This window comes from Cupriavidus sp. CuC1 (assembly GCF_044627735.1).
GTDB classification, from domain to species: domain Bacteria; phylum Pseudomonadota; class Gammaproteobacteria; order Burkholderiales; family Burkholderiaceae; genus Cupriavidus; species Cupriavidus ulmosensis.
On record NZ_JBIUHC010000221.1, the window covers coordinates 1 to 13,555 of the forward strand.

Sequence of the window (13,555 nt, forward strand, 5' to 3'; positions counted from 1 at the left end):
AGTCTGCGCATGGCTGCCTCTCCATTAGAGTAACCACGCAATCATACATGCTGCAATACTTATGTCGTCATGTTTAGTTCTGGGGTTGCGGTCCTGGCGCTCGTTCTCGCCGGATGCGTCACGAACCAAAGCGTGCCGGGCAATGCGCAGGCATTGCGTACGGAAAGCTGCAAGGGCACGTCAGAACAGGACATTGCGGCATTGTTTGACCGGTGGAATCAGTCGCTGCAAACAGGCGATCCGCACAAGGTGTCCGCCAACTACGCGGAGCGCTCAATTCTCCTTCCCACGCTATCCAACAAGCCTCGCGTGACGGTCGCAGAGAAAGTGGACTACTTCCATCACTTTCTAGAAGATCGGCCGTCCGGAAAGATTGACTTCCGCATCATTGAGCTCGGGTGCAATTCAGCGGTTGATGCCGGGCTCTACACATTCACCTTCGCACGAACCGGAGCCGTCGCTCAGGCTCGCTACACCTATACCTATCGCTGGGACGGCGCGCAATGGCTGATCACAAGTCACCATTCGTCGGTCATGCCGGAAAAGTGACATAAGGACGATGCCGGGCATATTCTCAGGGTGCGGAGCGCTCAGCGCACTCCCTGATGCGCATCATGTATGGACCTCTGTTTTCGTATGGTCCACGCGTCTCGGTGCGCTCGCAAGCCGCTTGCCTATCACGGTAATCGTTCAAGGCGGCAGCGGTAGCGTCTCGGAAACCCTGAGTCCGCTGACTGAGTTCGGCGGCGGACGAGGCGTTGCCACTCCGTGCTTGCGAAGCCAACGCCCTCAGGGTGGGGTCGATCCGGGTGGTGAAAAGCCCCACGCATCGCTACGTGGGGCTTTCCCTGCAATCAACTACCTTTTACTGCCAACCCAAGATCACACCGGCACGTCCTTCATCGGATCCGGCTTGCGATTATCGAACCAGCGGTACAGCGTAGGCACCATCACCAGCGTCAGCAGGGTCGAGGTGATCAGCCCGCCGATCACTACCACGGCCAGCGGGCGCTGGACTTCGGAGCCCGGGCCGGTGGAGAACAGGAAGGGCACCAGCCCCAGCATGGCGATGGTGGCCGTCATCATCACCGGGCGGAAACGCTGGGTCGCGCCCTGGATCACCGCCTGGTCCAGCGACAAGCCGGAATCGCGCAGCGTGCGGATGTAGGACACCAGCACCACCCCGTTGAGCACGGCCATGCCCCATAGCGCGATAAAGCCCACCGATGCCGGCACCGACAAGTACTCGCCGGTGACGAACAGGCCGATGATGCCGCCGATGGAGGCAAACGGCAGCACGGTGATGATCAGCGTGGCAAAGCGCACGGAGTTGAACAGCAGGAACAACAGGAAGAAGATCGCGGCGATGGTGACCGGCACGATGATCTTCAGGTGGCCCATGGCACGCTCCATGTTCTGGAACTGGCCGCCCCACTCCAGGTAGTAGCCTTCCGGCAGCTTGACCTTGCTGTCGGCCGCCTGCTGCAACTCGGCGACGAAGCCGCCAAGGTCGCGGTCCTTGACGTTGATCATCACCACCACGCGGCGCTTGGCCATTTCGCGGCTGATCTGCGCGGGGCCGTCGGTGACCTCGATCTTGGCCACGCTTTGCAGCGGCACCTGCGCGCCGTTGGGCGTGGCCACCAGCAGTTGGCGGATGGCCTGCACGTTGTCGCGGAACTCCTCGGGCAGGCGCACTGCCGCGGCGAAGCGGCGCTCGCCTTCGAAAATGTCCGTGGCACGCTTGCCGCCGATGGCGATCTCGATGATGTCGTGGATGTCGGAGGCATTGAGCCCGTAGCGCGCAATGGCCTGGCGGTCGATCTCGATCGACAGGTATTGCTGCCCGGAGATCCGCTCGATGCGGATGTCCTGCGAGCCCTGGATGCCGCCGGCAACCCGCGCGATCTCGCCGGCCAGCTCGCGCAGCTTGTCGAGGTCGTCGCCGAACACCTTCACCGCCACGTCCGAGCGCACGCCGCTGACCATTTCGTCGACGCGGTCGGAAATCGGCTGCGCCATCACGATCTGCACGCCGGGGATGGCCTTGAGCTTCTCGCGGATGGCGTTGGCGATATCGTCCTGGGTCCAGCCGTCGGGCCACTCGTCACGGTCCTTCAGGCTGGCAATCGGCGTCGATTCGTTCTGGCCCTGCGGGTCGGCCGGGCTTTCGCCGCGGCCCACGCCGGACACCACCGATTTCACGCCAGGCACCGACAACACCAGCTTGTTGGCTTCCATCTCCAGCTTGACCGATTCCTCCAGCGAGATGTTAGGCACGCGGTCCAGCGCCGGCACGATCGAGCCTTCCTTCATCTCGGGGATAAAGGAGGTACCCAGCAGCGGCACGATGGCGACGGTGGCCATGAACGCCACCACTGCGCCGATCACGGTCTTGCGGCTATTGTCCAGCGCCCAGTGGAGCATGCGCAGGTAGTGGCGCTTCATGAAGGCGATCAGCCAGGTGTCGTGCTCCGCGCCGCCCTTGAGCAGGTAGGACGACAACACCGGCGAGAGCGTCAGCGACAGGAACAGCGAGATCGCCAGCGCGATCGAGATGGTGAACGCCAGCGGCGCGAACATCTTGCCTTCCATGCCGGTCAGCGTCATCAGCGGCAGGAACACCAGGATGATGATGCCCACGCCGACGATCACGGGCGTGGCGACTTCCTGCACCGCCTTGACCAGGATCTCGGTCTTGCTCATGCCGCTCTTGTCGCGGTGGCCGAGCCGCTCGAACGCGTTCTCCACCACCACCACCGAGCCGTCGACCATCAAGCCGATGGCGATGGCCAGCCCCCCCAGCGACATCAGGTTGGCCGACAAGCCCACCTGGTTCATCACCATGAAGGTCATCAACGGCGTCAGCACCAGCGTGGCCAGCACGATGACGGACGAGCGCACATCCCCCAGGAACAGGAACAGCACGATCACCACCAGCACCACGCCTTCGAGCAGCACCTTGGTGACCGTCCACAGCGCGGAGTCCACCAGTTCGCTGCGGTCGTAGTACGGCACGATCTGCAGCTTGCCCGGCAGCATGCCGCGCTCGTTGATCTCGGCCACGCGGGCTTTGACGCGGCTGACCACTTCCTTGGCGTTGCCGCCGCGCATCATCATCACGATGCCGCCGACCGACTCGGTCTCGCCGTTCTTGACCAGCGCGCCCTGCCGTACCTCGTGGCCGATGGTCACGTTGGCCACATCCCGCACATAGACCGGCGTGCCCGAGACCTCCTTGAGCACGATGCTGCCGATATCCTCCACGCCGCGGGCCAGGCCCACGCCGCGGATCAGGTACTGCTCGGCGTAGTGCGGCAGCACCCCGCCGCCGGAGTTGGCGTTATTGCGCGCGAGCGACTGGTAGACCTGCTGCAGCGTGACCTGGTAGTGCCGCATGCGGTCCGGGTTGACCAGCACCTGGTACTGCCGGACGAAGCCGCCCTGCGAGTTGATTTCCGCCACGCCGGGGATCGAGCGCAACAGCGGGCGCACCACCCAGTCCTGCGCAATGCGGCGCTCGGAGAGCTCTTCGGTCGTGAGCGCGCGGTTGCCGTCGTCGGCGCGGTCCAGCGTGTACTGGTAGACCTCGCCCAGGCCGGTGGAGACCGGGCCGAGCACCGGCGTCACGCCCTCCGGCATGCGGCCCGCCACCTCGATCAGGCGCTCCATCACCAGCTGCCGGGCGAAGTAGACGTCCGTCGCATCGGTAAACACCAGCGTGATCAGCGACAGGCCCGCCTTGTTCAGCGAGCGCATCTCTTCCAGGCCGGGCAACCCGGTCATGGCCATTTCCACCGGCACGGTGACAAAGCGCTCCACTTCCTCCGGCGAGCGGCCGGTCGCTTCGGTGGCAATCTGCACCTGCACGTTGGTGACGTCGGGGAAGGCATCCACCGACAGTTTCGTTGCCGCGCGCAGGCCGAAGAAGAACAGCACCACCGCCAGCACGCAAACGACCAGCCGCTGTTTGATGGCGGCTTCCACAAGGGATTTCAGCATGATCGATTACCCCTGTTCCAGGCGCTTGCGCTCGTTGTCGAGGTGGAAGGCACCATCCACCACGATGCGGTCGCCCGCCTTCACCCCGCTTTGCACCACGCGCATGCCGTCGCTCTCGGCGCCCAGCTTGACCTTGACCTGGCGGTACAGGCCGCCGGCCTGCTCCAGGTAGACCAGCTCGTCGTTGCCGTCGCGCACGATGGCGGATTCCGGGATCACCAGTTGCTCGGACGGCGCGCTGGCAATCAGCATGCTGGCCAGCATGGCCGGCTTCAGGCGTCCTTCGCGGTTCTCCAGCTCCGTGCGGACCAGCACGGTGCGCGTTTGCGGATTCACGGTGCGGCCCACGTAGATGAGCTTGCCGGTGATCTGCTTCTGGCTCGCGCCATTGCCAAGGGATGGCACCTCGATGTCCACGCTCTGGCCCTCGGCCACCAGCGCGGCCTGTTGCTCGGGCACTTCCGCCACCACCCACACGCGCGACAGGTCGGCCACGGTGTAGAGCGCGTCGGCCGGCTGCACGACCTGGCCTTGCGCTACGTTGCGCTCCACCACGGTGCCGCTGATGCTGGAGAACACCGGCGAATAGGAATCGATGCTGCCGCTCTTGGCGAGTTGCGCCACCGCCGCGGCCGACATGCCAAGCACGCGCAGCTGGTCGCGATAGGCGCGCATCTCGGCCGAGGAAATGGCCAGCTCGCTCTCGCGGCGCTGCAGCTCGCCGCGGCCGATCACATCGGCGGCGAACAGCTGGCGCGCGCGCTCGGCGTTGCGCACCTGCAGCTCGGTCTGGGCTTCGGCCTTGAGGAAGGCCATCTGGGCCGCGCCCAGCTCGCTGCTATGCAGGCGGGCGAGCACCTGGCCCGCCTTGACCTCCTGGCCCAGGATGCCGTAGAGATCCGTCACGCGGCCGGTCACGCTGGCGCCGATGCGCGCCACGCGCTGCTCGTCGAAATCGATTCGTCCGGACACGCGCAGCACTTCGCTGAAGGGGCTGGTAGCCACCGCGGCCACCTTCAGGGTTTTCTGCAGCGTCTCTTCCGGCTTGACCACGCCGGGCGGCTGCTTGGGCGCCTCGGCGGCGGGCGCGGGTTCGTCGGAGCAGCCAGCCAGGGAAAACAGCAGGGCTGCGGTTGCCGTCAGGGAAAGAAGAAAATGGGGTCGCATGCTTATTTGGTATCCGTAGGTGCCGAGGGAGCCGCGGGTGCGGACGGGGCCATGGGTGCCATGGGTGCCACGGCTTGCCCGGGCACGCTCGACAGCAGCTTTTCGATCTGGATGGTGGCCGCCTGCAGCTCAAACTGGGCGGCAATCAGGTCGCTGCGCGCGCCGCGCAGCACGCGTTGGGCATCGAGGTAATCCAGGATGCCGCGCTCGCCAAAGCGATAAGCCGACTCGGCCACCGCCAGCGCGGACTCGGCCTGGCGCACGATGCCGCCTTCCAGCGCGCTCACCTGCGACTGTGTGATCTCGTACTGGCGGTAGGCCGATTCCAGCTCCTGTGTCAGCTCGAACTCGCGGGCCTCCAGTGCGGTGCGGGCCTGGATCGCCTGCGCGGTCGCCTCGCCCACCGGGCCGCTGCGGCGGTCCCACAGCGGGATGGTGAGGACCAGGCCAACTTGCGAGACCGTGTTGTCCGGCTGGCGCTCGGCGCTGGCGCGCACCGCCAGCTCGGGCAGGCGCAGCGAGCGCTGGTAGTCCACCGCCAGGTTGGCGCGGTCCGCTTCCAGGCGGCGCTGGGTCAGCTCGGCGTTGGTCCCGGTCAGGGTGTCGCGCAGCATCGGCAGCGCCGGCAGCGCGGGGGGCTGGCTCAGGCTGCCGGACAGCGAATAGGCCGCCGGCATGGCGCCGCCCACTTGCTGGCGCAGCGCCGCCTTGGCCTGGTTGACGCGCAACTGGGCGCTCTGCAGCGTCTTCTGCGCGCTCAGCAGCTCGGTCTCGGCCTTGATCAACTCATAGCGCGGCGCTTCGCCCACCTCCACCCGCAGGCGGGCGCGGTCCTGGATCTGCCGCATCATCGCCAGGTCTTCCTTGGCCGCGGCCAGCTCCATCTCGCGGCGCAGCACGTCGAAGTACGATGTCTTGACCCGCGCCGCCAGGTCCGCGCGGAACGCCTGGCGGCCGGCTTCGGTGGCCTCCAGGCTGCGCCCGGCAATCTCCGCGCGCAGCTTGCGCTGCTGCGGATAGTCCAGCTTCTGGGTGATGGCCATGGTCGGCGCGGCGCCACCGGTCACGCCGGCGGTGCGCGGCGACAGGCGGCCGTACATGACTTCGACCTGCGGGTTGGGATAGGCGCGCGCGCTGGTGACAGCGGCGCTGGCGGCATCGACGCCGGCCTGCGCCGCCTCCACGCCTTTGTTGGTGGACTGCGAGAGGGACAGCAGTTGCGGCAAGGTAAACGTCTCCACCGCGAGCGCCGGGTAGGCGCCAAGCGACAGCAACGCCACCATGGAAAACATAGTGATCTGTTTGATCTGCATGACAAATGGGGGCAGGCGAAACGGCTGCGCGCCCGCCGCCGGCGCACGCAATGCAGCGCGCGCCAACGGTCAGCCAGCGATCGCGGACGCGATCGGGCCAAGGCGCCCAGGCAATAGGAACGCAGCCCGGGCACGCAAGGCGCGCGCCGGGGTTGCCAGGACTGTCAGATCAGGGAAATGGGGGGCTTGAAGAACGCCGCGGGCAAAGGATGCGGGCGTGCGGGCAGTTGTTGCGCGATCTCGTTGGGAGGCAACGAAACACGCACGGTAGGCAGCGCGAAGAGCGCGCTGGATTCTTCGATCTCGTCGAGCAGGTCGAGGGGGTCGAGCAAGTCAGCGGACCAGATCTCGCAGTAGCCGGGAGGATCGTCCTCCACCACCGCTGCCGCCATCGCTTCGCCCACCAGGCCATCGTCGCCCGGGGCCACGACGCGCTCCAGCTCGGCACTGCCGTCCAGCTCGTCGAGGGCGCGGGAGGACGCCGACTCGGAAATCTGGAATTCGGCGCGAACAGGATCAAATGCAGGCCCCGACATACCGGCGTGCGCGTTCGCCGCTGCCCCGAAGGACAGTGCAGACAAGCACAAAACGGTCAGCAAGAGCAGCAGGGAACGCATGAATTGGGACGAGGCAACAAGGGGAAGAACGGCGCGGATAGCGGGAAATCACTGACCCGGCGCAGATGGTGCACCACAGCATTGTAACGCGAGTGTAAGTCATAGACCGCCAAACGCCCGGTGCGTTCCGGTCATGCGTTACAAAAGTTACCAGCGCGGGGGACGCGGGTGGCGTGCAGCGTGCGGCGAAACGGGCAGGGTGGCTCAGGCAGCCGCCTCGACCACCGCCACCGCCCTCTGCGCCGCCGGGGACAGCGTGCGTTGCGCCAGATGCACGACCACGAACTCCACGGTCATGGCCGGGCTGCCCACCAGATCGAGTGGCACCAGCTCGCCGGCCTCCAGCTCCGCCTTGAGTGCGCGCGCGGGTGCCAGCAGGACCGCATCGGAATGACCTGCCAGGTGCGTCAGCGCGCGAAAGTCGTTGCACTCCACCTGGAAGGGCAGGCTTTCGCCGGGCCGGCAGCCAAGCAGCCTGCGCAGTTGCCCGTGGCCATACGGGGGCAAGGTTACCGACACGAGCGCAGCCTCGCGCAATTGCGCGGGCGTGACTGGCGCGCGGCTGAGCGGATGACCCGCACGGACATACCAGCCGGAGCGCTCGGGCCGCAATCGCCTTACCTGCAACTCGGCCACCGGCGGAATGGTGCGGCGCTCCGCCACCACGAAATCCAGCGTCTCCGCGTGCAAGGCGGCGAGCAGCGCGGGCGCGCTGTTGACCTCGGCCGTGATGCGCAGCTTCGGCCAGTCGCGGTTCATGGCGCACAGCACCTCGGGCAGCAGGATGGCGGCGGGAAACGGCCCCATCCCCATCTGCACGCTGCCGATCTCATGCTGCTGCACCAGCGTGAGATCGCGCGCCAGGCAGCGCGTCTCGAACAGGATCCGCCGGGCCCGCTCCGCCACCATGCGCCCGGCCGCGGTCAACGCCACGCCGCGCGGGCCGCGATCGAACAGCGGCATGCCAGCCTCGGCTTCCAGCGCCTGGATGCTGCGGGTCAGCGCGGGCTGGCTCAGGTGCACGCGGCGGGCGGCCCCCGCCAGCGAGCCTTCTTCCGCCACCGCGATCAGGTGTTCCAGCCGCTTCAGGTTCAAGATATGCGCTCCATGCATCGCTGGGATAAAAAACTTGCAATTGAATTATAGGTGGCAGTGAACTTCAATAGACGTCCTCTTCGTGTCACCGAGCCTCGCCCATGTCCCGTCGCCGTACCCTTCCCGCCATCCTGGCGCTCGTCGCTTTCCAGGCCGCCACGGCCCAGGCCCAGACCGCCAGCGCGCCTGCCTCGCCCGCCACCGCGCAGGCCAATGCGGCATGGCTCCAGGCGCCGCCCTTCAGTGACCGGCAGGATTTCGAGGATGCGCGGCGCGGGCTGGTGGCGCGCTTCCCCGAGGGCACCATCCGCGGCGCGGACGGCCGCGTGGCGTGGGACTTCAACGCCTACGCCTTCGAGCGCGCCGAAGCCGCGCCGGCGACCGTCAACCCGAGCCTGTGGCGGCTCGCGCAACTCAACAATGAAGCGGGCCTGTTCAAGGTCACCGATCGCCTCTACCAGGTGCGCGGGGCCGACCTGTCGAACATGAACATCATCGAGGGGGACACCGGCATCATCGTGATGGATCCGCTGATCGTGGCCGAGACCGCGCATGCTGCGCTGGAGCTGTACTACGCGCACCGGCCGCGCAAGCCGGTGGTGGCCGTGATCTACACGCACAGCCACGTGGATCACTTCGGCGGCGCCAAGGGCATCGTCAGCGAGGCCGACGTCAAGGCCGGCAAGGTGGCCGTGATCGCGCCGGCGGGATTCATGGAGGAAGCCATCAGCGAGAACGTGCTGGCGGGCAACGCCATGAGCCGGCGCGCGCAGTACATGTATGGCGCCAACCTGCCCCGCAGCGCGACGGGCCAGGTCGACGCCGGGCTGGGCAAGGCCACCTCGCGCGGCACGGTCACGCTGCTGGCGCCCACCGATCTCATCAGCAAGACCATCGACACCCGCCGCGTCGACGGCATCGACATCGAGTTCCAGCTCACGCCCGGCACCGAGGCGCCGGCCGAGATGAACCTCTACTTCCCGCAGCTGCGCACCCTGTGCATCGCGGAGAACGCCGCACGCACCCAGCACAACATCCTGACCATCCGCGGCGCGCAGGTGCGCGATGCGAAGGCCTGGTCGTTCTATATCGGCCAGGCGCTGGCGCGCTACGGCGAGCGCAGCGACATCCTGATCGCCCAGCACCACTGGCCCACCTGGGGCCAGGCGCGCATCAACGAGTTCCTGTCGGACCAGCGCGACATGTACGCCTACCTCAACGACCAGACGCTGCGCCTGATGAACCATGGCCTCACGCCCATGGACATCGCCGACACGCTGCGCAAGCTGCCCCAGCCGCTGGCCAGCAAATGGTATGCGCGCGACTACTATGGCTCGATCAGCCATAACGTGCGCGCCGTGTACCAGCGCTACCTCGGGTTCTACGATGGCAACCCCGCCCACCTGAATCCGTTGCCGCCGGTGCAAGGCGCCAAGAAGACGATCGAATGGATGGGCGGGCCGGACGCCGTGCTGGCCAAGGCCCGCGAAGCCTACGCGCGCGGCGAATACCGCTGGGTGGCGCAGATCGGCAACGAGCTCGTCTTCGCCGACCCCGCCAACGCCGCGGCCCGCGCGCTGCAGGCCGACGCGCTGGAGCAGCTTGGCTACCAGACCGAGAACGCCACCTGGCGCAACGCTTACCTGAGCGGCGCGCAGGAGCTGCGCAACGGCGTCAAGCGCAGCGCGCCCGGCGGCACCACGTCGCCCGACCTGGTGCGCGCGCTGACCGTGCCGCACTTCTTCGATTACCTGGCGGTGCGCCTGAACGCCGACAAGGCTGCGGGCAAGACCATGACGCTGAACTGGAACTTCACCGACCTGCAAGAGCACTACGCCATGACGCTGCGCAACAGCGCCCTGACCTACCTGGCCGACTCGCAATCTGCGCAGGCCACGGCAACCATCACGCTGGACAAGGCCACGCTCGACCGCATCAGCCTGAAGCAACTGACGCTGCCGGACGCGATCCGCGATGGCAGCATCCGCATTGACGGCAACCCACAGGCGGTGGCGGCGCTGTTCGGCATGCTGGACAGCTTTGACGGGTCCTTCAACATTGTCACGCCGCAGGCAGCGCCCTGAGGCGGCGAGCGGGCGCTGGCCATCGGATCCCGATCTGGAATTTTCTGCTGCCCAGCGCCGCTTCGAAAAACTGCATCAACGCCTGTACCCGCGCCGTGCGGCCCCGCCGCGTGGGCACCAGCAGGGTCACCGGCGCGCTGTCGAACTCCCAGCCGGCCAGCACCTGGGCCAGCGGGCCGCGCGCCACCGCATCCGCCGCATCAGCGCTGGCGGCGTCACATTGAGCGCGCGGGCGGCTGCGCTCAGGGACGGCGCCTGGGCCAGCACCTCTGCCAGCCGCCGGTCTTCGATCTGAATCATTCACTTCAGCTTAACGATTGATGTTGCGGCGTTTAACCACGGACCGCGTATTCATTCCTACACTGAGGGCCTGCAATGACTTGCTGCGCGGCCGTCGCTCGCTCACCCGCCCACCACAATAGGAACGCATGGAAACCCTCGCCCAATCGCCCGCCCCTGCCTGGCCCCGCGCCGTCCTGTTCGACCTGCTCACCGCGCTGCTGGATTCCTGGACCGTATGGAACGCCGTCGCCGGCTCGGAGACACAAGGCCGGGCCTGGCGCGCGGAGTACCTGAAGCTCACCTACGGCTGCGGCGCCTACGTCCCCTACGAGCAACTGGTGCGCGAGGCGGCCGAGCATGTCGGCCTGCCCGCCAGCGCGCCGGCAGCGCTCGAGGCCGGCTGGGACAACCTCCCCGCGTGGGATGGTGCCCGCGAGCTGCTGCAAACCCTGCGCCCGCATTGCCGCCTGGCGGTGGTCACGAACTGCTCCGAACGGCTGGGGCGGCGCGCCGCGGACTTGCTCGAGATCGACTGGGATGTGGTGGTCACCTCGGAGGCAGCCGGCTTCTACAAGCCGGATCCTCGCCCCTACCAGCTCGCGCTGAAGCAACTCGGCGTGCAGGCGGCGGATGCCGCGTTTGTCGCCGGCTCAGGCTACGACATGTTCGGCACCTCGGCCGTCGGGCTGCGCACCTACTGGCACAACCGGGTCGGCCTGGCGCTGCCCGCGGGCGCACCGGCGCCCGAGGCGGAGTTCGCCACCCTGGAGCCGGCGCTGTACTGGCTGCGGTCCTTTCATGCGGCAACCCCATCCCGTCAAGGAGCGTCGGCCATGTCCGGCATTCCGTCGCGCGGCCTGCGCGACGACGTGCCCGCGCTGAAGGCCAAAGGCCAATTCCTGGACTGACTGAACATTTTCAAGAACGCTATGAACATGCCTACCCACACGCTCGCTAGCCTGGAAACACCGGCGGCGGTGATCGACCTCCCCCGCATGCAGCACAACATCCAGCGCATGCAGGCGCGCATGGACGCGCTTGGCGTGCGGTTCCGCCCGCATGCCAAGACCACCAAATGCTCGGCCGTCGTGCAGGCGCAGATCGATGCCGGCGCGCGCGGCATCACCGTTTCCACCCTGAAGGAAGCCGCGCATTTCTTTGCCGATGGCGTCACGGACATTCTCTACGGCGTGGGCATGGTCTCGACCAAGCTGCCCCAGGCCCTGGCGCTGCGCCGCCAGGGCTGCGACCTGAAGATCGTCACCGATAGCGTGGCGTCGGCCGAGGCCATCGTCGCCTTTGGCGCCACGCATGGCGAGGCGTTCGAAGTCTGGATCGAGATCGACACGGATGGCCACCGCTCCGGCATCCGCCCGGATGAAGCCGCGCTGATCGACGTGGCCCGCGTGCTGCACGAGGGCGGCGCCCGCCTGGGCGGCGTGATGACGCACGCCGGCTCCAGCTACGACCTCGATACGCCCGAAGCCCTGGCGGCGATGGCGGAGCAGGAGCGGGCCGGCTGCGTCATGGCGGCCGAACGGCTGCGCGCGGCCGGGCTGCCATGCGCGGTGGTCAGCGTGGGATCGACCCCGACAGCGCTAACTGCAACGAGCCTGGAAGGCGTTACCGAGGTACGCGCGGGCGTCTACGTGTTCTTCGACCTCGTGATGTGCAACGTGGGCGTGTGCGCAACGCAAGACGTGGCGCTGAGCGTGCTGACCACCGTGATCGGGCATCAGGCGGACAAGGGCTGGGCCATCGTCGATGCGGGCTGGATGGCCATGAGCCGCGACCGCGGCACGCAAAAGCAGAAGCGCGATTTCGGCTATGGCCAGGTCTGCGGCATCGACGGCACCGTGCTCCCGGGCTACGTGCTCAGCGGCGCCAACCAGGAACATGGCATCCTGTCGCGGGAAGGCGCGCCCGAGCCGGACATCGTGGCGCGCTTGCCCATCGGCACGGTGCTGCGCATCCTGCCCAATCATGCCTGCGCGACTGGTGCGCAGTTCCCCGAATATCACGCGCTCGCGCAAGACGGCGAGCTCGCTACCTGGAATCGGTTCCATGGATGGTGATCAAACCAACCCCGCTAACGCGGTACGGACGGTCTCCCCCGCCGGGCTATCCGTGCCGGGCGGGCACTACAGCCATGCGACTGTGGCCAATGGCTTCGTGTTCGTATCCGGGCAACTCCCCATCACGCCCGCTGGCGAGAAGCTTGTCGGCGCGCCCTTTGAAGATCAGGCGCGCCAGGTGCTGGCCAATGTGGAAGCGGCGCTGATTGCCGCCGGCAGCGGCATCGACGGGCTGGCGCAGGTACGGGTCTATGTGGACGCCATCGAGAACTGGCCGGCATTCAACGCCATCTACGCGGCATGGGCCGGCAATGCACGCCCGGCCCGGACGATCGTGCCGACCGGCCCGCTGCATTTTGGCCTGAAGATCGAGGTGGAAGCCCTGGCGGTCGTGCTGCCAGGCGCATAGCAGCGTCGAGCGAAACCGCCTTGGTGCGCACAGGCTTGCGTGAGCGGCGGTACGCGGCGGCACGCGGTAAAAGGTAGCCATGCGCGGCCGATCAATGACTACAATGCAAGGCATCCAATCGAAGGCAACGCGCCCGCCTGCGACGCCAAGTGACGCGGCCGGCAATCGCTGGGAGAACCGCATGAGCAACGATCCGAATCGCTTCAAGCCATTGGACCCGGGCCGGGTCAATACGATGGATGCGCTCGAAATACAGTATTGGTGCGCGCAGCTTAACTGCACCCAATCCGAACTCCAGGAAGCCGTGTCGAACGTGGGCGATCACATTGCCGCTGTCCGGGCCCGCCTGGAGGCGTTGTACCCGGACAAGCGGCATTGACAGGCTTCACGCGTCAATGCGCTGGTGAGGATGCGCGACGCGCAATACGTCCTAACCCTACTTTCGCAAAGCAAGGCGCTGGATCGGAGCTCTTGGCCCGTAAATCATGGACTGAATGGGCTCGGACGTCAT

General features: G+C 66.9%; 11 protein-coding genes and 1 pseudogene. 6 read left to right on the top strand and 6 right to left on the bottom strand.

What is annotated here, in order from left to right:
* The first annotated feature begins 69 nt into the window (after positions 1-69).
* A complete protein-coding gene (locus ACGLHR_RS47150) occupies positions 70-549 on the top strand; it encodes a nuclear transport factor 2 family protein (protein ID WP_400102649.1) in 480 nt (159 codons plus the stop codon).
* A 333-nt stretch (positions 550-882) separates the two neighbouring features.
* Here the strand turns inward: ACGLHR_RS47150 and ACGLHR_RS47155 are convergent, their stop codons facing one another.
* The 5 genes from ACGLHR_RS47155 to ACGLHR_RS47175 form a co-directional block, all read right to left on the bottom strand.
* Positions 883-4,002 (bottom strand): efflux RND transporter permease subunit, encoded by a 3,120-nt coding sequence (locus tag ACGLHR_RS47155; protein ID WP_318232577.1) that lies wholly within the window; start codon positions 4,000-4,002, stop codon positions 883-885.
* Positions 4,003-4,008: 6 nt separating this feature from the next.
* Entirely contained in the window at positions 4,009-5,169 is a 1,161-nt protein-coding gene (locus ACGLHR_RS47160) for an efflux RND transporter periplasmic adaptor subunit (protein WP_400102650.1), read from the bottom strand.
* Positions 5,170-5,171: 2 nt separating this feature from the next.
* Positions 5,172-6,452 carry a TolC family protein gene (locus tag ACGLHR_RS47165; RefSeq protein ID WP_400102657.1) on the bottom strand — a complete coding sequence of 427 codons (1,281 nt, stop codon included), beginning with the start codon at positions 6,450-6,452 and terminating at the stop codon, positions 5,172-5,174.
* 194 nt (positions 6,453-6,646) lie between these two features.
* Complete coding sequence (locus tag ACGLHR_RS47170; protein WP_400102651.1) at positions 6,647-7,099, bottom strand: cobalt-zinc-cadmium resistance protein; 453 nt, start codon at positions 7,097-7,099, stop codon at positions 6,647-6,649.
* Positions 7,100-7,303: 204 nt separating this feature from the next.
* Entirely contained in the window at positions 7,304-8,194 is an 891-nt protein-coding gene (locus tag ACGLHR_RS47175; RefSeq protein ID WP_400102652.1) for a LysR family transcriptional regulator, read from the bottom strand.
* A 101-nt stretch (positions 8,195-8,295) separates the two neighbouring features.
* Between ACGLHR_RS47175 and ACGLHR_RS47180 the strand changes: the two genes are divergently transcribed.
* A complete protein-coding gene (locus ACGLHR_RS47180; protein ID WP_400102653.1) occupies positions 8,296-10,278 on the top strand; it encodes an alkyl/aryl-sulfatase in 1,983 nt (660 codons plus the stop codon).
* Here ACGLHR_RS47180 and ACGLHR_RS47185 read toward each other — a convergent pair.
* Positions 10,256-10,480 (bottom strand): annotated as a pseudogene (locus tag ACGLHR_RS47185) (hypothetical protein); the annotation flags it as partial. The gene ACGLHR_RS47180 and the pseudogene ACGLHR_RS47185 overlap by 23 nt on opposite strands.
* A gap of 226 nt (positions 10,481-10,706) precedes the next feature.
* Here ACGLHR_RS47185 and ACGLHR_RS47190 point away from each other — a divergent pair.
* The 4 genes from ACGLHR_RS47190 (at position 10,707) to ACGLHR_RS47205 (ending at position 13,423) form a co-directional block, all read left to right on the top strand.
* Entirely contained in the window at positions 10,707-11,468 is a 762-nt protein-coding gene (locus ACGLHR_RS47190) for an HAD family hydrolase (RefSeq protein ID WP_400102654.1), read from the top strand.
* Positions 11,469-11,489: 21 nt separating this feature from the next.
* Positions 11,490-12,635: a DSD1 family PLP-dependent enzyme gene (locus ACGLHR_RS47195; RefSeq protein WP_400102655.1), complete on the top strand. Its 1,146-nt coding sequence runs from the start codon at positions 11,490-11,492 to the stop codon at positions 12,633-12,635.
* Positions 12,625-13,044 (top strand): RidA family protein, encoded by a 420-nt coding sequence (locus tag ACGLHR_RS47200; RefSeq protein WP_400102656.1) that lies wholly within the window; start codon positions 12,625-12,627, stop codon positions 13,042-13,044. The genes ACGLHR_RS47195 and ACGLHR_RS47200 overlap by 11 nt, the downstream gene beginning before the upstream one ends.
* 181 nt (positions 13,045-13,225) lie before the next feature.
* Positions 13,226-13,423: a DUF3606 domain-containing protein gene (locus ACGLHR_RS47205; RefSeq protein ID WP_318232569.1), complete on the top strand. Its 198-nt coding sequence runs from the start codon at positions 13,226-13,228 to the stop codon at positions 13,421-13,423.
* Positions 13,424-13,555: the final 132 nt, after the last annotated feature.

What these genes read in the sequence shown, in the direction of transcription:
- ACGLHR_RS47150 (WP_400102649.1), top strand. Translation starts at nt 70, where the DNA reads ATGTTTAGTTCTGGGGTTGCGGTCCTGGCGCTCGTTCTCGCCGGATGC.
- ACGLHR_RS47155 (WP_318232577.1), bottom strand. Translation starts at nt 4,002, where the DNA reads ATGCTGAAATCCCTTGTGGAAGCCGCCATCAAACAGCGGCTGGTCGTT.
- ACGLHR_RS47160 (WP_400102650.1), bottom strand. Translation starts at nt 5,169, where the DNA reads ATGCGACCCCATTTTCTTCTTTCCCTGACGGCAACCGCAGCCCTGCTG.
- ACGLHR_RS47165 (WP_400102657.1), bottom strand. Translation starts at nt 6,452, where the DNA reads ATGGTGGCGTTGCTGTCGCTTGGCGCCTACCCGGCGCTCGCGGTGGAG.
- ACGLHR_RS47170 (WP_400102651.1), bottom strand. Translation starts at nt 7,099, where the DNA reads ATGCGTTCCCTGCTGCTCTTGCTGACCGTTTTGTGCTTGTCTGCACTG.
- ACGLHR_RS47180 (WP_400102653.1), top strand. Translation starts at nt 8,296, where the DNA reads ATGTCCCGTCGCCGTACCCTTCCCGCCATCCTGGCGCTCGTCGCTTTC.
- ACGLHR_RS47190 (WP_400102654.1), top strand. Translation starts at nt 10,707, where the DNA reads ATGGAAACCCTCGCCCAATCGCCCGCCCCTGCCTGGCCCCGCGCCGTC.
- ACGLHR_RS47195 (WP_400102655.1), top strand. Translation starts at nt 11,490, where the DNA reads ATGAACATGCCTACCCACACGCTCGCTAGCCTGGAAACACCGGCGGCG.
- ACGLHR_RS47200 (WP_400102656.1), top strand. Translation starts at nt 12,625, where the DNA reads ATGGATGGTGATCAAACCAACCCCGCTAACGCGGTACGGACGGTCTCC.
- ACGLHR_RS47205 (WP_318232569.1), top strand. Translation starts at nt 13,226, where the DNA reads ATGAGCAACGATCCGAATCGCTTCAAGCCATTGGACCCGGGCCGGGTC.